This is a genomic window from Novispirillum itersonii (assembly GCF_014205675.1).
Taxonomy (GTDB): domain Bacteria; phylum Pseudomonadota; class Alphaproteobacteria; order Rhodospirillales; family Rhodospirillaceae; genus Novispirillum; species Novispirillum itersonii_A.
The window spans coordinates 260,786-284,556 of sequence record NZ_JACIIX010000003.1; the positions used below are offsets into that span (position 1 = coordinate 260,786).

The window sequence follows — 23,771 nt, forward strand, 5'->3', positions numbered from 1 at the left end:
GGATGATGCGCAGCCGTCCCGGTATCCGGGGCGGCTGTTGCTTTTTCAGGGGATGAAGCCGGAGGAGAGGCGGGGTCGAGGGGTTGCCCCGCCCTGCCATACCGGAAGCCGGTGGTGGCAGGGCGGGAGCCCCCATAGGCTGAATCAGCGCGCTGGCGCAGCCCGATTCAACCTGCCCGCCGCTGATGTACATCAAATCTGATCAGTTTCACGGTGACGGGCATCACAGCATTGCGGAAAAAGGCACGCTTCAGTGGTAATGCGATTCGGAATAGCCCGTGGAGGTCGTAAGCCTTTGGGCGATCTGGTGGAAAGTCAGGGGATCGGTCAACTTCCGGGCGGCGGCTCCGTCTGCGGGAATGACCTCAGATGTTTGATAATTAGACTGTTTATCACCTATGCTGTTTTAGCATGGGGTCATTACGGTTTTTTTACCTGACGGTACCCCATTTTTATGGTACATACTCTCTCGTCGCTCGGCCCTGTGGTCGAGCGTTTTTCTTCACAGAACGATATCAGAGGCTCCTGCTCCCAGACCCGGCGACGGAACACTGGTTGAGCGGGCGGTTTCTGCGCCCCGGTTCCCTCCGCCGTCTGTCGCGGCAGGGTTGAGAGAGACTGTCCGCCCCGGTTGACCCCCTTGCCGGTTTCGGACGTGTTGCCGCAGTGCGACGTAGCGACGAGAAAGCGAAAAGAAAAATGTCCACTCTGTCTTTTGGTCCCGGCGAATATGTTGTCTACCCGGCCCATGGGGTCGGTCAGATCGTCGATATTGAAAAGCAGGTGATCGGTGGCCACGAGCTGGAACTGATCGTCATCAGCTTTGACCGTGAGCGGATGACCCTGCGCGTTCCGGTGGCCAAGGCCAAGACTTCCGGCCTGCGTCGCCTGTCGACCAAGAAGATCATGGAATCGGCGCTGACCACCCTGAAGGGCCGCGCCAAGGTGCGCCGCGCCATGTGGAGCCGCCGCGCCCAGGAATACGAACAGAAGATCAACTCCGGTGATCCGGTGGCGATCGCCGAAGTGGTCCGTGACCTGTACCGCAGCAGCACCCAGCCGGAACAGTCCTATTCCGAACGTCAGATTTATGAACAGGCGCTGGAACGGCTGTCCTGTGAACTGGCGGCGGTCGAGCAGATCGAAACCGATGCCGCGACTGCCAAGCTGGAAAAACTGCTGCGCGCTGCCTGATCCGGCTGCGTGGTTTCCGGCTTTCCGTAAAGCCCAGAACGCCCGTCTGCCGGAAGGCTGCGGGCGTTTTGTCTTGTTTCGTCCACAGTGCCTGACCGGGGTTTCCTTGCCTTTCCCCGGGACATCCGCGACAGTGCGGGCGGTTGGGGACAATAACCCGGTGGAGTCGTCATGACGGTTTCGTTCCGCAAGATGCATGGTTTGGGTAATGACTTTGTGGTGGTGGATGTCCGCCAGTCCGGGGTCGGATTCACCGAGGAGCAGGTCCGCCGGATCGGGGATCGCCGCCGGGGGATCGGCTTTGACCAGTTCATCACCATCGAGCCGCCGCGTCAGGCCGGGGCGACCATCTTCATGGGGATCCGCAATCCGGATGGATCGGTCGCCGGGGCCTGCGGCAATGCGACCCGCTGCGTGTCTGCGCTGCTGATGGCTGAAACCGGCAGCGATGCCGTGGTGATTGAAACCGTTTCCGGGCTGCTGCCCGCGACCCGGACCACAGACGGCACGGTGACCGTCGATATGGGACCGGCCCGGCTGGACTGGCAGGATCTGCCGCTGGCCGAGGCACGGGATACCCTGCACCTTGGGATCGGGGCCGGGGATCTGCACGATCCGGTCGGGGTCTCCATGGGCAACCCCCACGCCGTTTTCTTCGTTGAGGACGTGGCGGCGGTGCCATTGACGGAGGTGGGGCCGGTGCTGGAAAACCATGCGCTGTTCCCCAAGCGTTGCAATATCGAAATTGTCGAGGTTCAGGCCCGGGACCGTCTGCGGATGCGGGTGTGGGAACGCGGTGCCGGAATCACGCAGGCCTGTGGATCCGGGGCCTGTGCCACGCTGGTGGCCGCTGCCCGCCGGGGGCTGGCCGACCGGCGTGCCGAGGTGATTCTGGATGGCGGCAGCCTGATGATCGAGTGGCGCGACAGCGATGGCCATGTGCTGATGAGCGGCCCGACCGCCACCAGTTTCACCGGCATTTTTGACGGATCCCTGCTGGCATGACGCAGTCCCGCCCTTCCCAGACCTCACCCGATGTTCCCCATATCCACGGGGATACGGATGGAGAGCAGCCGGTGCTGGAACCGGTGCTGGATGAGTCGCGGCCGGGGGAAGCCCGGCTGATGACCTTCGGCTGCCGGATGAATACTTATGAGTCGGAAGTGATGCGCGATCATGCCCGGTCCGCCGGACTGGACAACGCCATCATCATCAACACCTGTGCCGTCACCAAAGAGGCGGAGCGGCAGGCCCGGCAGGCGATCCGCAAGGCGCGGCGCGATAATCCACAGGCCAAAATCATTGTCACCGGCTGTGCCGTTCAGCTCGATCCCGACCGTTTCGCCGCCATGACGGAAGTGGACCGGGTGATCGGCAATGCCGAAAAGTTGCAGGCGGACAGCTGGCGGGTCGGCAGTAACCAGCCGGTGCTGGTGCAGGATATTATGACCGTCCGCGAAACGGCGGAACATCTGCTCAGCGGGTTTGAAGGGCGCGACCGCGCTTTTATTCAGGTGCAGCAGGGCTGCGATCACCGTTGCACCTTCTGCATCATCCCCTATGCCCGGGGGCCGAGCCGGTCGGTGGCCTTGGGGCCGGTGGTGGAACAGGTGCGCACGCTGGTGGCCAATGGCTATAAGGAAGTGGTGCTGACCGGCGTCGATATCACCTCCTACGGTCATGACCTGCCCGGTCAGCCGCCGCTGGGGCAGATGGTGCGGCGTCTGCTGCAACTGGTGCCGGAGCTGCCGCGCCTGCGGCTGACCTCGCTGGATCCGGTGGAAATTGATGCCGATCTGCTTGATCTGTTCGGGCGCGAGCCCCGGCTGATGCCGCATGTGCATCTGTCGGTGCAGGCGGGGGATGATATGATCCTGAAACGGATGAAGCGCCGCCATCTGCGCCACCATGTGATTGATCTCTGTGCCGATCTCCGCCGCCGCCGTCCGGATGTGGTGTTCGGGGCCGATCTGATCGCCGGATTCCCGACTGAAACCGATGAAATGCATGCCAATACGGTCCGTCTGGTGGAAGAGACGGGTCTGACCTATCTGCACGTCTTTCCCTATTCGTCCCGTCCGGGGACACCGGCCGCCAAGATCCCGCCGGTTCCGGCAGACATCGCCAAGGCCCGGGCGGCGGAGCTGCGGGCTGCGGGAGCCCACCGGCTGGCAGCGCACCTGCGCACCCAGATCGGGAACACGGTCGAGGTTCTGTTCGAGACCGCAACGTCCGGCCATGCCCCGGATTATGCAACGGTGCGGGTTGACGCGCCGGTACAGGAAGGTACCCTGCGCAGCGTGCGCCTGACCGGGGCCACCGAGACTGAGCTTTTGGGGACTGTGTGCTGATGAGCGATCCCGTTTCCTCCCGCGGTGCCGCTGACGGGGCGTCTGCCCCGGAGCAGAAAAAAGGCTGGCTGCGCCGTCTGTTCGGCGGCGGATCTGCCCCTGCTGAGGCCGCGCCGCAAGAGGCGGCTTCTGCCCCTGAACCCACTCCGGACCTTGCCCCTGAGGCCGATGCAGCCCCAGTTGAGGCGGTGTCGGGAGGACCGGTTCCGGATGTCGCCGTTTCTGAGGAGCCAGCGGCTCCGGAGAGGGTGCCAGAGGGTCCGTCAATCGGGATGGAGGATCAGGTCCCCGCCGCTCCGGTGGCGGTTCAGGAAAAGAAAAGCTGGTTCCAGCGGCTGAAGGATGGCCTGTCGCGGTCGTCATCCCGCCTGAGCTCCGGCATTTCCGATCTGTTCACCAAGCGCAAGCTGGACGATGAGGCGCTGGAGCAGCTGGAAGAGCTGTTGATCACGGCGGATCTTGGCGTTTCCACGGCGTCGAAGCTGACGCAGGCGCTGGCGAAATCCCGCTTCGGGAAGGATGTGACGGCAGAGGAAGTGCGTCTGGCTCTGGCGGAGGAGGCGGCCCGCCTTCTGGCCCCGGTGGCGCAGCCGCTGATCCTCGATAAAACCCGCAAGCCGCATGTGATTCTGGTGGTTGGCGTCAACGGGGCCGGTAAAACCACCACAATCGGCAAGATGGCCCGCCAGTTCCGCGAACAGGGACTTTCGGTGACCTTGGCCGCCGGGGATACCTTCCGGGCGGCGGCGGTTGAGCAGCTGAAGGTGTGGGGCGACCGCACCGGCTGCCCGGTGATTGCCCGGGAAACCGGGGCCGATGCCGCCGGTCTGGCCTATGACGCCCTTCAGGAGTCCATGGCCCGGCAGGATGATGTGCTGATGATCGATACGGCCGGCCGTCTGCACAACAAGGGTGCGCTGATGGAAGAGCTGCGGAAGATCCGCCGGGTGATCCAGAAGCTGGATCCCACCGCACCGCACACCACGCTGCTGGTGCTGGATGCCACCGTCGGCCAGAATGCGCATCAACAGGTGGATGTTTTCAAGGAAATGGTCGATGTCACCGGTCTGGTGATGACCAAGCTGGACGGTACGGCCAAGGGCGGCGTGGTTGTTGCGCTGGCGGAGCGGTTTGCCTTGCCGGTGCACTTTATCGGCGTTGGCGAAACGGCGGAGGACCTCCAGCCGTTCGCCGCCGAGGACTTTGCCCGCAGTCTGATGGGCCTGTCCTGAGTTTTACCAGTTCCGGCTCCGGCTCCGGTTCCGGCTCAGGGTCAGTCTCCGTCCTCGGCGAGGGCGGAGACGGTGACATCCTCGGTCTGCCGGGGGAACGTTTTCATCATCCACAGCAGCAGCAGCAGGCCCGGCAGGGCGGCGGCGGTGGAAATCAGGAAATAACTGATCCAGTCGACCCGGTCGGCCAGCCAGCCGCCGACAGAGGCGAAATACGTCCGTGCGAAGGACATGAAGCTGCTGACCAGTGCGTACTGGGTGGCGGTATAGGCGATGTTGCACAGGCTGGACAGATAGGCGACGAAAGCCGCCGTGCCCATGCCGCCGGTCAGGTTTTCCACACTGATGGTCACCATCAGCATCGGCAGGCTGGGGCCGGTCAGGGCCTGTAGGGCAAACACCAGATTAGAGGCCGCTTGCAGCAGCCCGCACAGCAGCAGGGACCGCATGATCCCCAGCCGGGCCACCACGATGCCGCCCAGCAGGCCGCCAACGATGGTCATAACGACCCCGTAGGATTTAGAGACCAGCCCGATATCGGTCTTGGTAAACCCGATCGACAGATAAAACGGGTTTGCCATCACGCCCAGCAGGGCGTCGCCGTATTTATACAGGGCGATGAACAGCAGGATCATGACCCAGTGCTGACGCTGGGTAAAATCCCGCATCGGCAGGATAACGGCGGCGTTGAACCACTCCGCGACTCCGCTCCGGTGGGGGATGGTCGCAGACGATGGCACCGGCTGATCTCCGGTTGGCCGTTTCGGTTCCGGCATCAGCAGGGTGATGATCATGGTCAGGCCGATCAGGGCGGCCATGACCGCATAGGCGACAAACCAGCCGAACTGATCGGCCAGAATCAGGGCTCCGCCCCCGGCGGCGATCATGCCGATCCGGTATCCCAGAACCACCGCCCCGGCTCCGGCCCCGAGCTGCCAGTCTTCCAGACTTTCAACCCGGTAGGCGTCGATGACGATGTCCTGCGTGGCGGAGGCAAAAGCCAGAGCGACGGCCCACAGGGCGGTCTGCCACAGGGCGGTTTCCGGGTTGCTGGCCCCGAGCCCGACCATGGTCAGGGCGGTTGCGGCCTGACTGGCCAGCAGCCAGCCGCGCCGCTGGCCCAGCCAGCGGGTCAGCAGGGGAAACGGCAGGCGATCGGTCAGGGGCGACCACATCCATTTAATGGCATAGGCGGTGCTGGCCCAGGAGAACAGGCCGATGGTGGTCAGGCTGGTGTTGCTTTCCGCCAGCCGGGTGGACAGCGTGCCATACACCAGCAGCAGCGGCAGCCCGGACGCAAAGCCAAGCAGAAGGATGATCAGCACCCGGCGGTCACGGTAGACGGTCAGGGCATCGCGCCAGGAGTGGGTCACAGGGGGCCTCGTCAGCGTCTCAAAACAGCGGGAAAACGGCAGGGTCCTCCACCGGCGGAAGGATGCCGCCCCTGAGCCGGGAAAGGAAGGCCTAAGCGCGTTTCTTTCCGGGAAAGAGGGTCGGGGATTTGTAAAAATTTATGGATATTGGGCCTTATGAACGATTGCATCAGCCCCTGAACCCAATGCTAATAAGGCAGGAGAGACCGGAGGGGTGCGCGCGCCCGGTCAGGAACCGGAAGGGAGAGGTGAAGATGGGGCTGTGCATTCTGATTGTTGATGACAGCCGGGTCGCCCGGATGTCGCTGCGGCGTCAGCTGACGGAAATCGCTCCTGATTGCTCAATCGTTGAAGCCGGATCCTATGATGACGCTCTGGTTCAGATTGAAGCGCATGTTCCGGAATTGGCCCTGATTGATTTCAACATGCCCGGTCATGATGGCCTGGAGCTGGCCCGGGTGCTGAAAGAGCGCCTTCCGGACCTGCGGATGGCTCTGGTGACGGCCAATATTCAGGATGCGGTTTCCCGCCGGGCCATTGAGATGGGAATGGCCTTTGTTGCCAAACCGGCCTCTTTGGCCCAGTTGCAGGCGTTTGTCGCCGGGGGGCAGGGATGACCGTCACCCTGACACCAGACCAGCAGGATGTGGTCACAGAACTGATGAATCTGGGGGTCGGCCGGGCTGCCGATGCCTTTTCCCGTCTGGTCGGGGATGAAGTGCTGCTGTCGGTGCCGGAAGTGCAGTTCTGTTCGCAGGATCAGGCGCAGACGCATCTACAGGCGACCGACAGCGGACAGATGGCCGGGGTGATGCAGACGTTCAGCGGCTTTGCGTCCGGCACGGCGGCGTTGATCTTTCCCGGCCCGCGCAGCATGGAACTGGTGCGGCTGGTGGTCGGGGATGATCTTCCGGCCGAGGATATCTCTGAGCTGGAGCAGGAAACGCTGGCCGAGCTGGGGAACATTATCCTCAACCATTGTCTGGCCACGATCGGCAATACCTTGCAGGCGGAGGTCCGGGCCTCGCTGCCGGAGACCTACCGGGGTCTGTGGCCGGAGATGTTTGAGGCCTTCCACCGGATTACTCCGGCCCCGCAGGTGCCTGCGGTGGACGAGGCGACACTGGTGATGCTGGTACAGATTGATTTTACATTACGGTCCAGAAATCTTCGCGGATACCTTGCCTTTCTGATCGATATGAATGCGGCTCAGGTTTTTCTGTCGTTGATTGACCGCTATCTGGACAGCCTGTCCGGCTAACGGAATGGCGGGGGGGAAAGATGATGCAGCTGTTGAGCGAACAGACGATATCGGGCAGCCGGGCCGGGGAAGGGGTTCCCCCGGGACCGCAGACGGTGGGCTATCCGGTTCTGGATGCGATGGGGTCCGGGGTGATCCTGCTCGACCGGGAACGGCGGATTCTCTACTGGAATCCGTGGATGAGCCGGATGGCCGGGATTGATGTCACCCATGTGAGCGGACGGCGGCTGGAGCAGGTCTTCGGGGAAGACAGGCTGGCCGCCGGGCTGCTGGACGGTATCAACGATGCGCTGACGCTGGGTGTGTCGCGGCTGCTGTCAAACAAACTGCATCACCATCCGATTCCCCTGCACCGCCCGCTGGATGCCCCCGGTGTTCTGCTGGATATCAGTGTCCAGATCCGGCCGGTGGTGGCCGGAGAGATCGGCTGCGTCATTCAGATCAATGATGTCAGTGCGGTGGTTCAGCGTGAACGCAAGATGTGGGAGCGCGAGAGTGAACTTCGCCTCCGCAACGGGGCGCTGGTGGCCTCCGGTCAGGGGATCCTGATCGTCAACGCCAGTGCTCCGGATTTTGAGATCCAGTATGCCAATCCTGCCTTTGCGTCGGTAACCGGACTGACTGACACCATGATTGTCGGGCAGGGGATCGACGCGCTGTTGTCCCAATGTGAGGACGGACCGGAACTGGAACGGATCCGGCAGGCCTTGCAGGTGAAGCGGGATGTGGCCTGTGATCTGGTCGCCCGCCGCGGCGGCGCTGAGGAATACTGGCTGGAACTGTCGGTTTCGCCGGTTTTTGATAGCACGGGCCGGGTTTCCCATTTCGCCCTGTTCCTGCGGGATGTGACCGCCCGGCGGATGGCCGAGGGGATGCTGGAACGGGCGCTGAGCGATGTGCAGGCTACCAACGCCCGGCTCAACCGGGAGCAGTCCTTTGTGTCCACTGTCCTGCGGACGGTGGCGGCTTTGGTGGTGGTGGTGGACCGCCGGATGCGGGTCGTCACCTTCAACCGCGCCTGTGAGCAGGTGACCGGATATACCGAAGTGGACATGGCCGGGGCCGCACTGGCTGATTTCGGTGCCGGAACTGATCTGGAGACGGCGGTTCATGCAGTTCTCACCGAAGGGTCGGCGCAGACACTGGAATCGACCCTGACGTCTGTCTCCGGCGAGCAGCGGCTGATCCGATGGGCGATGTCCCCACTGTTGCAGACGGGGGGCGGGACCATCAGCCATGTGGTCTGTGCCGGGAGCGATATCACCGAGCGCCGCCGCGCCGAAGCCCTGCTGCGCGGGGAGCGGGAACTGATGGAGCTGATCAGCCGGGATGAGGATCTGACCGTGGTGGCGGCGCGGGCCTGCCGCCTGCTGGATTCCCAGATTCCGGGCGCCAAGGCCAGCCTGATGCAGCTTTCAGAACAGAAACAGCTCAGTACGGTTGCCGCCCCCGGTCTGTCACCGGAGTATGGGGCGGCGCTCGGGGCGATTGAGATCGGTCCGGCCATCGGCTCCTGCGGGCGGGCCGCCTATACCGGCGAGGCTGTTGTCAGCACGGATCTGTTCCGGGATCCCTGTTGGGCGGATTATCGCTCCCTTGCGGAAACATTCGGGGTGCGGGCCTGCTGGTCTCAGCCGATTCTGGCCTCCACCGGCGGGGTGCTCGGCACCATCGGGATTTATTTCTCGACGGAACGGGCCCCGACCGACAGTGAACTCGATCTCCAGCGCCGGATCTGTGACATTGTGGCGATCAGCATTGAGCGGCGGCGGACGGTTGACCGTATCCGTTATCTGGCCCTGTACGACCAGCTGACCGGTCTGGCCAACCGCTCCCTGCTGTCGGACCGTCTGATGACCGCCATCCGGCAGGCCCGGCGTTCCTCCGGGCAGCTGGCGTTGCTGTTCCTTGATTTTGACGGCTTCAAGGCCATCAACGACCGTTTCGGGCATGATGCCGGGGACGAAGTGCTGGCGGTCAGCGGCCAGCGCCTGCGTCAGGCCCTGCGGGAGTCCGATACTCCGGCCCGTATCGGCGGTGATGAATTTGTCGTTCTGCTGCCCGATGTCACAGTGGTCAGCACGGCGGCGCATGTGGCGGAAAAGCTGCTGACGGTGATACAGGAGCCCATTCCGTGGATGCAACATTTCCTCCAGGTCGGGGTCAGCATCGGGGTTGCCCTCTATCCTGACCATGGGGACACAGCGGATGAGCTGCTATCCCATGCCGATGATGCGATGTATGCCGCAAAACTGGCGGGCAAGGGGCGGTGGACCCTGTTCGATCCGGCCCTTGCCGCTGGCCGGACGTAAATCCCGGGGGCCCCGGCAACGGGGGCAGGCTGGCCGGACAGGGCGGTTTCCGTCGATTTTCCTGCGTTTGCCGCCTTCGCTTTTCGGCAGCGAGACCGTATAGTCAGGGGATCCTTCTGTCCCCTTGTTCCGCCCCGGAGCTGTGTCTGCTGCCATGACTGCTGTGTCCAACCGCCCGAAGCCCGCCGTCCTGTGTATCCTTGACGGCTGGGGATACCGCCCTGAGACCGAAGACAACGCCATTGCGCAGGCCAACACCCCGACCTGGGACCGGCTGCTGCAACAGTATCCCAACAGCCTGATTGAGACGTCAGGGCTGGATGTCGGTTTGCCGGGTGGGCAGATGGGCAATTCTGAAGTCGGGCATATGAACATCGGTGCCGGCCGGGTGGTGATGCAGGATCTGCCGCGCATTGATGCCTGTCTGGCCGCGGGCGGGCTTGAAACGATCGCCACTTTCCAGTCCTTTGTCGCGGCAATGAAGGCCAGCGGCGGCTCCGTCCACCTGATGGGGCTTCTCAGCCCCGGCGGCGTGCACAGCCATCAGGATCAGATGGCGGCGCTGGCGGCGGCCCTGAATGCCCACGGTATTCCGGTCTGCGTCCACGCCTTCATGGATGGCCGCGATACGGCGCCCAAGTCCGGCAAGGGGTATCTGGAGGACTTCCTGAAAGCGACCCGGGATCTGCCGAAGCTGAAGGTTGCCACCGTCTCCGGCCGCTACTACGCCATGGACCGCGATAAGCGCTGGGACCGGGTGCAGCTGGCCTATGATGCGCTGGTGTCCGGCAAGGGGCAGGAAGCCCCCAACGCGATTGCCGCCATGGAGGCGTCTTACGCCGCCGAAAAGACTGATGAATTCGTGCTGCCGACCGTGATCGGCGGTTTCGAAGGCATGAAGACCGGCGATGGCCTGCTGATGGCCAATTTCCGGGCGGACCGGGCGCGGGAAATCACGCAGGCCCTGCTGGATGCGGATTTCGACGGTTTTGCCCGCTCGAAGGTGGTGCCGTTTGCCAAGGCACTGGGTCTGGTGGAATATTCCAAGGCCCATACCCAGTGGCTGGACACACTGTTCGAGCCGGAAACTCTCAGCGGTATTCTGGGTGAGGTGGTGTCCAAGGCGGGCCTGACCCAGCTGCGGATCGCTGAAACCGAAAAATATGCCCACGTCACGTTCTTCCTGAACGGTGGGGAAGAGACAGTCTATCCGGGCGAGAAACGGATTCTGGTGCCCAGCCCGAAGGTGGCAACTTATGACCTCCAGCCGGAAATGTCGGCGGCGGAGGTCACCGACCATCTGGAAAAGGCGATCCGGGATCAGGCCTTTGACCTGATCGTCGTTAACTTTGCCAACGGCGATATGGTCGGTCATACCGGTATTATGGCGGCGGCGGTTAAGGCGGCGGAGACCATTGATGGCTGCCTGACCCGGCTGGAAGCCGCCCTGAAGGACGTTGGCGGCGTCATGCTGGTGACGGCGGATCACGGCAATGCGGAGCTGATGAAGGATCCGGAAACCGGGGAGCCCTATACCCAGCATACGGTCGGGAAGGTTCACGCCGTTCTGGTCAACGGTCCGGCCGGGGTGACCTCTCTGGGGGATGGCCGTCTGGCCGATCTGGCCCCGACCATGCTGGCCCTGATGGGGCTGCCGCAGCCGGGGGAAATGACCGGGGCCTCCCTGCTGGGCGGCGTGTCGTCCCTGCGTCAGGCAGCGGAGTAAGACCGGCAGTGCAACGACTCCGGCACGGGGGCACGACAGTTCGGGGCAGGGCAGGGAACGCCTCCCGGAGGGAACGGCATCGGCCGTTCCTCCGGACGGGTTCCCTCTGCCGTCCGGCGGCCCTGTGGCTGGTGTCGGTGGCGCTTGGGGTTTCCCTCCAGTTTGGTCCGGCGATGGCGCAAACGCCGAAAGCCCCGGATCAGGAGCTGAAGAAGGTCGAAAAGCAGCTTGAGGAAAGCCGGGAAAAAGAACGGCAGCTTCAGGAAAAGGCAGAAAACCTGCAAAAGGAGCTGGACAGCCTGCGCGATGACATCGTGAAGGCGGCCCGCTCCTCGCAGGATTATGAGGAACAGCTTTCCGGTCTCGAAACAAAAGTGGCGGATCTGCGTAAGCGGGAGGCGGCGCTGAAAAGCCAGCTCAGCACGCAGGATCAGACCATGCTTCAGGTGCTGACCGGGCTGGAACGTCTGGCGATCCGCCCGCCGGAGACCGTACTGGTGCAGCCGGGGGATCCTGACGAGACCCTGCGCAGTGCGATTCTGCTGCGCTCCGCCATTCCGGCCCTGAAAGACCGGGCGGCGGCCCTGCGGGAGGAAATCCAGAAGCTGGCACAGGTCCGGCAGGAAATCGTCAGCCGCCGGAAGGAGATCGGCGAAACCTCCACCCGCCTTGACCGCCAGAACGACAAGCTGAGCAAGCTGTTTGAGCGGAAGGCGGCCTTGGTCAAGCTGACGGATAAGGAGCGGCAGGCGGCGGCTGACCGGGCGGCGGCGCTGGCGAAGGATGCCAGTTCCCTGCGGGAGCTGATGGCCCGTCTGGAAGTGGAACGGAAGCAGCGCGAGGACGAAGAGCGCCGCCGACAGGAAGCGGAACGGCAGGCAAAAGAAGCGGAAGCGAACCGTCTGGCCGCCTTGGGAAAACCGAAGGCCCCGGAAAAGCCGGTTCCGGCCGAGCGGGCAGAGGAAGTGTCCGGCGCCGGGCTGCCGGCCCGCGGCACACTGGTGACCCGCTATGGCGACACAGTGGAAGGCGGAACGTCAAAGGGTGTGGTCATCCGGACCCGCTCTGCGGCGCAGATTGTTGCCCCGGTTTCCGGGACCGTGGCCTTCTCCGGCCCGTTCCGGGGGTATGGGCTGCTCTTGATCATCGAACATCGCGGGGGATATCATACGCTTCTGTCCGGAATGGGGCGGATCGACGTAACGGTGGGGCAGCGTTTAAAGGCTGGCGAACCGGTCGGGGTTATGGGATCGTCAGAAGATCCGGCCCTTTATGTCGAAGTGCGTCAGGACGGACAGGCGGTGAATCCCCTGCCTTGGCTAACGGCTCGCAAAGGTTGAATACTGCGAACATGATGCGGAAGTCTCTGATTGCGGCGTGTGCCGTGGCGGCTCTCTCCTTCGGGGCGGGGGTTGCGTTTCAAACCACGGTGTCTGCGCCGGCACTGGCCGAGACCAAGGGAACCGAAGCCAGCTCGAACGAAGACATTTACCGTCTGCTCGATCTGTTCGGGAATGTCTTTGAACGGGTCCGCCGGGACTACGTTGAGCCGGTGACCGATCAGCAGCTGATCGAAGCGGCGATCAACGGCATGCTCAGCAGCCTTGATCCGCATTCGTCCTACCTGAATGCGGAAAACTACAAGGACATGCAGGTCCAGACCAAGGGCGAGTTCGGTGGTCTGGGGATTGAGGTGTCGATGGAAAACGGTCTGGTGAAGGTCGTTTCGCCGATCGACGACACTCCGGCCTTCCGCGCCGGATTGCAGCCGGGCGATCTGATCTCCCATCTCGACGGCAAGCCGGTGCTCGGCCTCAGCCTTCAGGATGCGGTGGAACAGATGCGCGGCAAGATCGGCACGGTGATCAAGCTGACCATCCGCCGGGATGGCAAGCAGCCGTTTGACGTCAACCTGACCCGCGATGTCATTCAGATCAAGTCGGCCCGCTGGCACCGCGAAGGGGATATCGGCTACATCCGCCTGACCGCCTTCAACGAAAAGACCTATGATGGCCTGAAGGACGGGATCGAAAAGCTGCGCAAGGAAATCGGCACCGATAAGCTGCACGGCTTTGTGCTGGATCTGCGCAACAACCCGGGTGGTCTGCTGGATCAGGCGATTTCGGTCTCTGATGCCTTCCTTGATGCCGGGGAAATTGTTTCGACCCGGTCCCGGAATGCTGAGGATACCCAGCGGTATAATGCCCGGAAGGGCGATCTGACCGACGGCCTGCCGCTGGTGGTGCTGATCAACGATGGGTCGGCCTCGGCGTCGGAAATCGTTGCCGGTGCCTTGCAGGACCATCACCGGGCGATCATCGTCGGCACCAAGAGCTTCGGCAAGGGCTCGGTCCAGACCATTATTCCGCTGGCCGGTCATGGGGCAATGCGCCTGACCACGGCGCGCTATTATACGCCGTCGGGCCGCTCGATTCAGGCGGTCGGGATTGAACCGGATATCGAGGTCCGTCAGCTGAAGGTTGCCGACGGTGCCGGGGAACAGCGCCGCCGGGCGGAGGCTGATCTGCCGAACGCCCTGAAGAATCCGAATGCTCCGGCGGACAAGAAAGACGCGGATAAGAAGCCGAAGGACAGCAAGGCTGCCCCGGATGCGGGTGAGGATGGGGTCGATGTGACTCCGGCCTCCGCCGCCGATGGCAAGGCTGAGGATTATCAGCTGTCCCGGGCGCTGGACATTCTGCGCGGTGTGGCGATCTTCCGCGAACGCCAGACCAGCGTTCAGTAAGATCCTGTGGAAAGAGAGAAGCCCGCCTGTGCGGGCTTCTCTTTTTATTGTATAGGCTTATTGGCATGTTTTTCATCGCCGTCGCAGGTGGTGCGGATTATAGTGCCCTAACGCTTCTTTAACGGGCCGTTCTGCATAGTTCGGGCGATAGTGCGTCCGGAGACCTGACGGTCTGCGTGTGGACCGTCAGGTCTCCGGACAGAAAAAGCCCACCGGAGAGGGCGGGCCCGGATCCGGGTCATAAACAGGCGACGGGTTTCTGGATACAGGGGAGCAGGGTGGCTTTTTCTCTTAAATCCTTGCTGAAGCGCAAACAGAAGGATTCGTCTGCCTACGATGCTGACGATGACGACTCGTTCGCGCCCGAGGAGGAGAAAAAATCGGCCCGCTCCGCCAAGCCGACCAAGAAGGGCGGTTCCGGAAAAGGCGGCTCCGGCAAAAAACAGCCGACGTCTGCTCCGCTGGCCTTCCTGAAGCCATTGGTGGCGAAGCTGCCGGGGTTTAAGTCGAAGGGGGCGTCGGCACAGGCGGCTGATCCTTTTGATAACCCGACCCTGCTGGCCCTGATCGCGTCTGAACTGGAAGCCCTGCCGCCTCCGGTGATTGAACGGCCGGAGCCTGCGGTTCCGGTGATGGGGGCCGCCCCTGCTGCCGCTGCGGCGAATGATCCGTTCTCCACCCGGGAAGAGCCGACCCTGCGGGGACTCGATGAGCCTGCGGCTTATGCCGGGGCTGAAGACGATTTCCCGGGATTGGATGGGGCACCGCCGGATGATCCGTTTGCCACGGATGCGGCGGATGATGCCTATCAGAAGCGCCGCCGCCGCCGTTCGGTGGTCGGTGTGGTGTCAACCGCTGCCCTGTTGATCGCCCTTGCCGGGGGTGTCTGGTGGCTGTTCGGCTCCCCGTCGGAGCCTGAGCCTTGGGTGGCGGAAGGCCTGACCGTTCTGAACGAGAAGGGTGTGCCGATTTCGGTACCGCCGTCAGAGGCGGTTGTCTCCGGGACCCGGGTCACCATGGCGATGCCGCCGCCGCCGAAATCTCCCCTGCAGGCAAAGGCCGAGACCGGGGCCGCGCTGGGGACGGAAAAATCGCCTTCGCGTCGGCCATGGCTGGCGCAGGGGCAGGAGGGGGCGGATCCGGCTGCTGCGACTCCGGCACCTGCCGAGCAGTCCGCTCCGGCGGCCCAGCCGGAGAAACCGGCGGAAACGGCGGCGGCCCCGGCGGATCCCGCTGCCGGAAAGCCGAAGGTCGTCGATCCGATGGCCTCCCTGCCGATGCTGGTTGACCCGCTGGGACCGACCCTGCGCACCACTGGAACCAAGCCCCCCAGCTATGCGGCCCTGCCGGAGCTGAAGACCCCGCCCGCCCCGCTGAAAGAGGCACCGGATCCGGATCTGGCCAAGCGCAGCCCGCTGGGGATCCTGCCGATTCTGGGCAAGGATGGCCGTGCCTCGTGGCAGGTCTATGCCCGCCCGTTCAAGGCACAGGCCCCGTTGCCTGCTGCGGCTCCGCGCATTGCGGTGATCATCGGTGGCCTTGGGATGAACCCCGATGCCACGGATGCCGCGATCCTGAAGCTGCCGCCGGAAGTGACGCTCGCCTTTTCCCCATATTCGCCCCGGCTGGATGAGCTGGTGAAGAAGGCGCGGGCCCATGGTCACGAAGTGATGCTGGAACTGCCGCTGGAACCGGAAAACTTCCCGAATCAGGACCCCGGACCGCTGGGCCTGCTGACCATCCTGCCGCAGATTGACAATCTGACCCGGCTGGAGACGATTCTGGGCAAGACCACCGGCTATGTCGGCCTTCTGGGGCGGATGGGCGGTAAGTTCGGGGCCTCCCCGGTGCATATGCGGCCGCTGCTGGAAGCCCTGAGCAAGTACGGGCTGATGTACGTGCATACGGCCAGCCCGAAGGGGCTGGGGGATATGCGGGGGATTTCGGTCCCGGTGGTGCAGAACATCGTGATGGTGGACGAACGCCCCTTCCGCGATGCCTTTGATGCCCGCCTGTCCTATCTGGTGACGGTTGCCAAACAGCGCGGAACCGCGATCGGTGTCAGTAATCCTTCGCCGCTGGCCTATGACCGGCTTCTGGCGTGGATGGCCACCTTGCAGGGGCAGGGGGTTGTGTTTGCTCCGGTTTCCGGTGTGACCGGGATGCCGTCAGGCTGACGGAGTGCCCCGGATCCCCTGTGCCGTGACCGCATGGCCTTGGTCCGGGCAGGAAAGTCCGCTAGAGTTCTGCCTCTGTCTCCCCCGGGATGTCTGGCTTGGGGGCCACCCGGCCCGGTCCTGAGCCTGTTCCGGCTGCCCTGTTTCGGCCGTATGGAGTCCGTCCATTCTCCGACGGGGTCTGTTTAAGGGGGCGGAGCGGTCTCAATCGCAAACCCGTACTGATGTCAGGAATGATCATGTCCCGTCCGTCTGTTCCGCCGGTTGATCTCTCGTCCCTGCCGTATCGTCCCTGTGCCGGGATTATGCTGGTCAATGCCGACAACAAGGTTTTTGTCGCCCGGCGGATTGATACGGATCAGGATGCCTGGCAAATGCCGCAGGGAGGAATCGACTCGGGGGAAAATCCCCGGGATGCCGCCCGGCGCGAGCTGCTGGAAGAAATCGGCACCAACGCGGCAGACCTGCTGGCTGAGACCGATGACTGGCTCTATTACGATCTTCCGGCGGATCTGGTCGGAAAGGTCTGGAAGGGCCGCTATCGCGGGCAGATGCAGAAGTGGTTCCTGATGCGGTTCACCGGTCAGGACAGCGATATCACGCTGGAAACGGAACACCCGGAATTTAACGCCTGGCAGTGGGTGCCGCTGGCCGATGTTCCGCGGCTGATCGTGCCGTTCAAGCGCGATATCTATCAGCAGATCTGTGACCGCTTCGGGCCGCTTCTGTCAGCCTGATCCGGTCGTTTCCCAAGGGGCGGACCGCCCGCTGCCGCAGCCTTCTGCACGAAGAGTGTGTGGCGGCAGGTTTTCTGTGACGGGGGGCATTCCGTCCCCGGTTTGTTCTGTTTATAGTGCCGCCCATGTCCACACGGAAATCCACCCGCCCCCGCCCCGCCGCCCCAGACCGGACCCGCCTTTTGCCGCCCGAGGCAAAAGAGGCATTGATCCGGCTGTGCCGCCGTCTGATCGGCCTTGCGCTGATTCTGCTGTCCGGCGTTCTCGCCGTGGCCCTGTGGGCCTATTCCCCGTCGGATCCATCCCTGAATACGGCCGGCCCCAAGCAGGTGGATAACCTGCTGGGATTGCCGGGGGCGGTGGCGGCCGATGCCCTGTTTCAGGGGTTTGGCCTGCTGGCTCTGGCCCCTCTGGCGCTGCTGATTTTCTGGGGCTTCCGGCTGCTGCTGGCCTCTCCGGTCCGCTGGATCTGGCTGCGTCTGGTGGTGTTGGTCATCGCGATGATTCTGGCCAGCGCTACAGCGCTGCTGTTCTCGCCTCCGGCGTTCTGGATTGCTCCTGTCGGGCTGGGCGGTGTCAGCGGTACCATGCTGATCAATACCCTCCGCCTTGTGGTCCGGGATCACGGTCTCTCGCCGTCTTTGATTCCGCTGGCGCAGATCGGGGCCGGTGCTCTCGGGCTGGTGCTGTATCTGTGGGTTGCCATGCTGCGCTGGCGGGAATGGCGGGCGATTGGGCGCCTCTTTGGCCTGATCCACGTCCGCCGTCCGGAGCAGGACTGGGACCGTCACCCGGCGGAGGAAACCGCGCCGGAGGCCTATGGGGCGGAGGACTCTGACGCTTCTGGACCGGAACCGGAGAGAGGGGCGGAGCACCGTCATTGGCGGGTGGGCCGGAAACTGATGGAAACCCTGCGCCGTGGCGATGCAGGGGCAGAAGGCGTTGAGCGCCGCGATCCGATTCTGTCGGCAACGGATACCGGTCTGACGGACCCTGCCCCGCTGGCGCAGGGGGAAGAAGGCCAGACCCCGGCCGCTCCGGTTGGTCCGGCACAGGGGCCGACACAGGGGAAGACACCCAGAACGGCCAAAGGGACCGAAAAAAGCACACCGCGCCGCGAGACGTCTGAGACTGAGCCGCCCCGGCCCGAGCCGGTGATTACAGCTCCGCCGCCGCCTGCTCCGGCCAGGCCAGCCTCGCGGAAAGAGCTGGCGGCCCGCCAGAGTTCGCTGCTGCCGGAAGAGGGCGGAGTTCCGTTCCGTCTGCCGCCGCTGGATCTGCTTCAGCCGCTGAAGGGCACCGGGATCTCTGCCTTCAATGAGGATGCCCTGACCCAGAATGCCCGGCTGCTGGAGGGGGTTCTGGATGATTTTGGCGTCAATGGCCGGATTGTCGAGGTCCGCCCCGGCCCGGTGGTGACCCTGTATGAACTGGAACCGGCCCCGGGCACGAAAACCAGCCGGGTTGTCGGGCTGGCGGATGATATTGCCCGTTCGATGAGTGCGATCAGCGTCCGTATTGCCGTGGTGCCGGGGAAGTCGACAATCGGGATCGAACTGCCGAACGGCAAGCGGGAGATGGTCAACTTCCGCGGACTTCTGGCCGCCGGAGAGATGCCGCGCCAGCCGGGGACGCTGACGCTGGCCCTTGGCCGCGATATTGGCGGGACGCCGGTTTATGTCGATCTGGCGCGGATGCCGCATCTGCTGATTGCCGGAACCACCGGTTCCGGGAAGTCGGTGGCGGTCAACACCATGATCTGTTCGCTGCTGTTCCGCCTCAGTCCGGCGGACTGCCGCTTCATCATGATTGACCCCAAGATGCTTGAACTGAGCGTCTATGACGGGATTCCCCACCTGTTGACCCCGGTGGTCACCGATCCCGGGAAGGCCGTCGTCGCCCTGAAATGGGCGGTCAAGGAAATGGAAAGCCGCTATCGGGCGATGAGCCAGATGGGGGTGCGGAATATTGCCGGGTATAATCAGAAGCTGCGCGACTCCAGTGCCAAAGGGCAGACCCTGACCCGTCTGGTGCAGACCGGCTTCGACCCGGAAACCGGGAAGCCGGAGTTCGAGGAACAGCAGCTGGACATGACCCCGCTGCCGTTCATTGTGGTGATCGTCGATGAAATGGCTGACCTGATGCTGGTCGCCGGAAAGGATGTCGAAGCTGCAATCCAGCGTCTGGCCCAGATGGCCCGGGCGGCGGGGATCCATCTGATCATGGCGACCCAGCGCCCGAGCGTTGATGTTATCACCGGCACCATCAAGGCCAATTTCCCGACCCGGATTTCCTTCCAGGTCACCAGCAAGATCGACAGCCGCACCATTCTGGGCGAACAGGGGGCGGAACAGCTTCTGGGGCAGGGCGATATGCTCTATATGGCCGCCGGTGGGCGGATCAGCCGCGTCCATGGCCCCTTCGTCTCCGATCAGGAAGTGGAGGACGTTGCCTCCTTCCTGCGCGATCAGGGGACGCCGGAGTATATCGAGGCGGTGATTGACGAGGAGGAGCAGGGCGGCTCCAGCATTCTGGACATGCTGACCGGCGGCGGTGCCGATGACGGGGCCGGGGGGGACGCGCTGTTTGATCAGGCCGTGGCCCTGATTGCCCGCGAACGCAAGGTCTCCACCAGTTTTATTCAGCGGCACCTTCAGATCGGCTATAACCGGGCCGCCCGTCTGGTAGAGCGGATGGAAAAGGACGGGATGATTTCCCGGGCCAATTCCGCCGGAAAGCGGGAGGTTCTGCTGCCGCCCCCGCAGGACGGGTTCTGATCACCCGTCCGGGGGGAGATGACGGTCATGGTTTGGCCATGATCGCCCCTTAGGAGTGTGACCGTCGGGAAAAAAGACATGACCCGGCCCGGCGGTCACGGTAACACCGTCGGGGAACCGTCCTGTCTCCGTCCGTCTTTTTTCTGTCTGTATTTTTCTGGAAGTGCCTGCCCATGCTGTCGCGCCGCACCCTGTTGTCCACTGCTGTTCTGGCGATGTCCCTGCTGGCCGGGGGCGCTGCCCTGTTGCCGCCGACGGCGCAGGCAGCCGCACAGGGTGGCCCTGCGGCCTATGCGCCGACGGCCGAGGACAAAGCCTTTCTGAAGACCGCAGAAACCTATATGTCCGGCCTGAAAACCCTTCAGGCCCGCATCCTTCAGATCACCTCTTCCGGCTCTTCGCTGGAAGGGATGGTGGCGATCAAGCGCCCGGGTAAAATGAATCTGTCCTATGATCCGCCGTCGCAGGTGAAGATCATCGCCGACGGGACCTGGCTGATTTACGTCGATAAAGACAGCGGACAGGTGACGCATCTGCCGCTGGATTCGACTCCGGCCGGAATTCTGCTGCGCGACAATGTCCGTTTCTCTGACCCCGATATCATCCTGACCGGTGTCCGCCGGGCAAAAGGGGTGAATGAGGTGGATGTGGTGATGGCATCCGATCCCGCTGCCGGGAAACTGACGCTGGTGTTTGCCGATGCCCCCTTCGAGCTGCGGCAGTGGCGGGTGACTGATGCGCAGGGCATCGAGACCATGGTGTCGCTGTTTGATGCAAAAACCGCCGTGACCTTTAAGAATGAGCTGTTCGTCTACACCGATCTTCCCGGCGACAACCGCTAAGGCGCTGTCCGGGGCGGATATCCCCGTCTGGAAGAAAAATCCGGGGAAAACAGGATGTTGAAGGTGCCAGACCGCACAGGGGATGGCTGATCTGCCTCCGGCCCGGGGATCTATGGATGAGTATCTTCCTCTATAATGCAACCGTCATGCGTTTGTCGCATGTCTGACATGCTGATGTTGATGTGGCGGATCAGACAATTTTGACTTAAATCAAATCCCGACACGGACAGTGCGAAATGCCTGTCCTTCCCCGGAAACGGTTTCCCCTACCGCTTTCCGGTGCTCCTAACGGAGCCGAACGCCCGGTCCCCCCCTGACCGGGCGTTCCGTTTTTTCAGCCCGACCTCCGGGGCCTTCCTGTCAGGGCTACCCTCTTCAACCGGCTGACGAACTGTGCGAAAACCAAGGACCATTGAGTCTTTGTCCGCCGCCCAGCACAGGATCTGCCTGCCATGACCTCCACTGTTTTTGCTCCGCCGCCCGCCGTCACCGTGGCTGTGTCCGGGCTGGACGCTGTCTTTCCGGTGCGCCGCATTTTCTGTGTCGGGCGCAACTATGCCGCCCATGCCCGGGAAATGGGTGGGGACCCGACCAAAGAAGCCCCGTTCTTTTTCTGCAAGCCTGCGGATGCCGTTGTTCCGTCCGGGGCAACCCTGCCGTTTCCGGTGGCAACGTCGGATCTGCACCACGAGGTGGAGCTGGTGCTGGCCCTGAAGTCCGGCGGCAGTGCCCTGTCGCCGGAGCAGGCGGCGGAAACCCTGTATGGTGTCGGGGTCGGCGTCGATCTGACCCGGCGGGACCTTCAGGCCGAAGCCAAGAAGGCGGGCCGTCCGTGGGATATGGCCAAGGGGTTTGACCGGTCGGCACCGCTGGCGGCGCTGCTGCCGCTGTCGGCTCCGCTGGATCAGGTCCTGCCCGCCAGCAGCCGGATCCGGCTGTCGGTGAACGGCGTTGTCCGTCAGGACGGGGCGCTGGAGGAGATGATCCTGTCGCCGCTGGAGATCATCGCCCATCTGTCACAGCTGGTGGAACTGGCGGCCGGGGACCTGATCTTTACCGGAACGCCGGAAGGCGTTGCGGCGCTGGTGCCGGGGGATGCGGTCCGGGCTGAGGTCGAAGGGCTTCCGGCCCTTGAATTCCGGCTGGCCTGACGGGGCCGGGCCGGTGCTGCGCCTGTGTTCATGGAATATCAATTCGGTCCGGCTGCGCCTGCCGCTGTTACAGCGGCTGGTGCAGGAGGCCGCGCCGGATGTGATCTGTCTTCAGGAAACCAAATGCCCTGACCCGCTGTTCCCGGCGGTAGACTGTGCCGCCTTTGGCTATCCGCATCAGGCGGTGGCCGGAATGAAGGGGTACAATGGCGTGGCGATCCTGTCCCGCCATCCCTTGCAGGAGATCCGTGTCCATGACTGGGGGGGAAAGCAGGATTGCCGCCATATCTCGGCCCGTGTTGCCGGGCTGACGGTTCATTCCCTGTACATTCCCGCCGGGGGGGATGAGCCCGATCCGGCGGTGAATCCAAAATTCGCTTACAAGCTTGGGTATCTGTCGGCGGTGGCAGAGGGGCTGCGGGCGCTGCATTCTCCGGAGGATCCGGCGGTGCTGATGGGGGATTTCAACGTGGCCCCCCTGCCGTCGGATGTATGGAATCACCGCAGGATGCTGCGGATCATCACCCATACGCCGGTGGAGGTGGACCACCTGCACCGGCTACAGGCCAGCAGCGGCTGGGTTGATGCCGCGCGGGAGTTTATCCCGCCGGACACCCGGATTTCCACATGGTGGAGCTACCGTGCCGCCGACTGGCGGGCGGCGGACAAGGGGCGCCGTCTGGATCATGTCTGGGTGACCCCGGCCCTGAAGCCGCAGCTGGCGGGATATCAGGTGCTGTCCGACGGGCGGGACTGGGCCCCGCCGTCGGATCACGCGCCGGTGCTGCTGGATCTGTACCGGTCCGGGGATCAGGCCTGTTCGTAGGCGGCGATCTGCCGGGCTGCATCGGCCAGAGTGTCGGCGATCAGGGTCGGGGTGCAGGTCCCGGCCGCTTCTGTTTTGGCGCCCTTGCCGGTGCGGACCAGAACGGTCTTTGCCCCCAGCGCCTGACCCAGCCCGATGTCTGCGTCTTTATCCCCGATCATCCACGCCTGCCGGGGATCAAACCCCAGGGCCTGCCGGGCCTGTTCGCCCAGACCGGGCAGCGGTTTGCGGCAGGGGCAGTCTTCATCCGGGCCGTGGGGGCAGATGAAATACCCGTCGAGGGTGATCCCCTGTTCCGCCAGCAGGGCCGTCAGCCGGTCGTGGATTTCCTCCAGACGGGCCCGGGTGAAGTAACCGCGGGCAATGCCGGACTGGTTGGTCAGCACGGCAAAGCGGAACCCCATATCGCGCAGCAGGCAGAGGCCTGCCACCGCGTCGGTCTCGAGTCGCAGCTCATCCGGATCAGACAGATAATGGGTATCGACGTTGATGGTGCCGTCGCGGTCGAGCAGCACATACCGATGGCTGGGAAAGGGGGCGGAGGCGGTCATGAAAGCAGATCCGGTGATTGAAAAGGGTGTTTCAAACGGGGCTTGCAAAACCGGATCCGCACGTCTATCTTGCGCGCCACACCGGCCTGAAGGCTGCCCGGGAACGGGATGCCTTTGATTAGCCGGTCCGGTCTGCCTCTGCAAGCAAAGGGATGGCCGGATGGAAAGACGATGAAGCTTCATCGCCTGTGTGTGCCGCAGTAGCTCAGTTGGTAGAGCAACGCATTCGTAATGCGTGGGTCGGGGGTTCAAGTCCCTTCTGCGGCACCATCCCCCTTTTTACGTACAGAAAAAGAATCAGCCCCTGACAGACTCAGGGGAAATGCTTATGGCCTTCCGCATATTGTGTCGGGGGCCGGGCAGGGGTACCATTTCCGCCAATCCGCCGAAATGCGCGGACCCGGAGCATGTTCCGTTCAGTGGCGAGCCGGTTGCGGGAAAGCCGGAGCCGGGGCAGGAGCCGGTTTAAAGGAACATGGGCAGGGAACGATGACCGGCACGGAATGGTGGGCCGG

At 63.5% G+C, this 23,771-nt stretch carries 18 protein-coding genes and 1 tRNA gene; 17 read left to right on the forward strand and 2 right to left on the reverse strand.

The window, feature by feature from the left end; translation table 11 throughout:
- Nucleotides 1–699 precede the first annotated feature (699 nt).
- The 4 genes from FHS48_RS06235 (at nucleotide 700) to ftsY (ending at nucleotide 4,777) form a co-directional block, all read left to right on the forward strand.
- Nucleotides 700–1,194: a CarD family transcriptional regulator gene (locus FHS48_RS06235; RefSeq protein ID WP_184262440.1), complete on the forward strand. Its 495-nt coding sequence runs from the start codon at nucleotides 700–702 to the stop codon at nucleotides 1,192–1,194.
- A gap of 171 nt (nucleotides 1,195–1,365) precedes the next feature.
- On the forward strand, nucleotides 1,366–2,199 hold the full coding sequence (dapF, locus tag FHS48_RS06240) for a diaminopimelate epimerase (RefSeq protein WP_184262442.1): 834 nt from the start codon (nucleotides 1,366–1,368) through the stop codon (nucleotides 2,197–2,199).
- Entirely contained in the window at nucleotides 2,196–3,545 is a 1,350-nt protein-coding gene (mtaB, locus tag FHS48_RS06245; protein ID WP_184262444.1) for a tRNA (N(6)-L-threonylcarbamoyladenosine(37)-C(2))-methylthiotransferase MtaB, read from the forward strand. Before dapF ends, mtaB begins: the two co-directional genes overlap by 4 nt.
- Nucleotides 3,545–4,777 carry a signal recognition particle-docking protein FtsY gene (gene ftsY, locus FHS48_RS06250; protein ID WP_184262446.1) on the forward strand — a complete coding sequence of 411 codons (1,233 nt, stop codon included), beginning with the start codon at nucleotides 3,545–3,547 and terminating at the stop codon, nucleotides 4,775–4,777. The genes mtaB and ftsY overlap by 1 nt, the downstream gene beginning before the upstream one ends.
- A 41-nt stretch (nucleotides 4,778–4,818) precedes the next feature.
- Here the strand turns inward: ftsY and FHS48_RS06255 are convergent, their stop codons facing one another.
- Nucleotides 4,819–6,150 carry an AmpG family muropeptide MFS transporter gene (locus FHS48_RS06255; protein ID WP_184262448.1) on the reverse strand — a complete coding sequence of 444 codons (1,332 nt, stop codon included), beginning with the start codon at nucleotides 6,148–6,150 and terminating at the stop codon, nucleotides 4,819–4,821.
- Nucleotides 6,151–6,404: 254 nt separating this feature from the next.
- Here FHS48_RS06255 and FHS48_RS06260 point away from each other — a divergent pair, with 254 nt between their 5' ends.
- The 12 genes from FHS48_RS06260 to FHS48_RS06315 all read left to right on the forward strand — a co-directional run bounded on the left by FHS48_RS06260 (nucleotide 6,405) and on the right by FHS48_RS06315 (nucleotide 22,705).
- Nucleotides 6,405–6,767 carry a response regulator transcription factor gene (locus FHS48_RS06260; RefSeq protein WP_184262449.1) on the forward strand — a complete coding sequence of 121 codons (363 nt, stop codon included), beginning with the start codon at nucleotides 6,405–6,407 and terminating at the stop codon, nucleotides 6,765–6,767.
- Complete coding sequence (locus FHS48_RS06265; protein WP_184262450.1) at nucleotides 6,764–7,411, forward strand: chemotaxis protein CheC; 648 nt, start codon at nucleotides 6,764–6,766, stop codon at nucleotides 7,409–7,411. Before FHS48_RS06260 ends, FHS48_RS06265 begins: the two co-directional genes overlap by 4 nt.
- Nucleotides 7,412–7,431: 20 nt before the next feature.
- On the forward strand, nucleotides 7,432–9,723 hold the full coding sequence (locus FHS48_RS06270; protein WP_184262451.1) for a diguanylate cyclase domain-containing protein: 2,292 nt from the start codon (nucleotides 7,432–7,434) through the stop codon (nucleotides 9,721–9,723).
- Nucleotides 9,724–9,877: 154 nt separating this feature from the next.
- A complete protein-coding gene (gene gpmI, locus FHS48_RS06275; RefSeq protein ID WP_184262452.1) occupies nucleotides 9,878–11,449 on the forward strand; it encodes a 2,3-bisphosphoglycerate-independent phosphoglycerate mutase in 1,572 nt (523 codons plus the stop codon).
- A 131-nt stretch (nucleotides 11,450–11,580) separates the two neighbouring features.
- On the forward strand, nucleotides 11,581–12,789 hold the full coding sequence (locus FHS48_RS20405) for a murein hydrolase activator EnvC family protein (RefSeq protein WP_184262453.1): 1,209 nt from the start codon (nucleotides 11,581–11,583) through the stop codon (nucleotides 12,787–12,789).
- A gap of 11 nt (nucleotides 12,790–12,800) precedes the next feature.
- Nucleotides 12,801–14,195, forward strand: a complete 1,395-nt coding sequence (locus FHS48_RS06285) for a S41 family peptidase (protein WP_184262454.1) — start codon at nucleotides 12,801–12,803, stop codon at nucleotides 14,193–14,195.
- A gap of 278 nt (nucleotides 14,196–14,473) precedes the next feature.
- Entirely contained in the window at nucleotides 14,474–16,372 is a 1,899-nt protein-coding gene (locus FHS48_RS20410) for a divergent polysaccharide deacetylase family protein (protein ID WP_184262455.1), read from the forward strand.
- 239 nt (nucleotides 16,373–16,611) lie between these two features.
- Nucleotides 16,612–17,109 carry an RNA pyrophosphohydrolase gene (locus FHS48_RS06295; protein WP_184262457.1) on the forward strand — a complete coding sequence of 166 codons (498 nt, stop codon included), beginning with the start codon at nucleotides 16,612–16,614 and terminating at the stop codon, nucleotides 17,107–17,109.
- A gap of 182 nt (nucleotides 17,110–17,291) precedes the next feature.
- Nucleotides 17,292–19,886: a DNA translocase FtsK 4TM domain-containing protein gene (locus tag FHS48_RS06300; RefSeq protein ID WP_416046506.1), complete on the forward strand. Its 2,595-nt coding sequence runs from the start codon at nucleotides 17,292–17,294 to the stop codon at nucleotides 19,884–19,886.
- A 173-nt stretch (nucleotides 19,887–20,059) separates the two neighbouring features.
- Nucleotides 20,060–20,728: a LolA family protein gene (locus tag FHS48_RS06305; protein WP_184262461.1), complete on the forward strand. Its 669-nt coding sequence runs from the start codon at nucleotides 20,060–20,062 to the stop codon at nucleotides 20,726–20,728.
- Nucleotides 20,729–21,180: 452 nt separating this feature from the next.
- Nucleotides 21,181–21,879, forward strand: coding sequence for a fumarylacetoacetate hydrolase family protein (locus tag FHS48_RS06310; protein ID WP_184262463.1), 699 nt, complete (start codon nucleotides 21,181–21,183; stop codon nucleotides 21,877–21,879).
- A gap of 16 nt (nucleotides 21,880–21,895) precedes the next feature.
- A complete protein-coding gene (locus FHS48_RS06315; RefSeq protein WP_260402380.1) occupies nucleotides 21,896–22,705 on the forward strand; it encodes an exodeoxyribonuclease III in 810 nt (269 codons plus the stop codon).
- Here FHS48_RS06315 and gmhB read toward each other — a convergent pair.
- Nucleotides 22,690–23,256 carry a D-glycero-beta-D-manno-heptose 1,7-bisphosphate 7-phosphatase gene (gene gmhB, locus FHS48_RS06320; protein WP_184262467.1) on the reverse strand — a complete coding sequence of 189 codons (567 nt, stop codon included), beginning with the start codon at nucleotides 23,254–23,256 and terminating at the stop codon, nucleotides 22,690–22,692. The two genes, FHS48_RS06315 and gmhB, sit on opposite strands and share 16 nt — an antisense overlap.
- 194 nt (nucleotides 23,257–23,450) lie before the next feature.
- Between gmhB and FHS48_RS06325 the strand changes: the two genes are divergently transcribed.
- Nucleotides 23,451–23,526: transfer RNA gene (locus FHS48_RS06325), tRNA-Thr, on the forward strand.
- The last annotated feature ends 245 nt before the right edge of the window (nucleotides 23,527–23,771 follow it).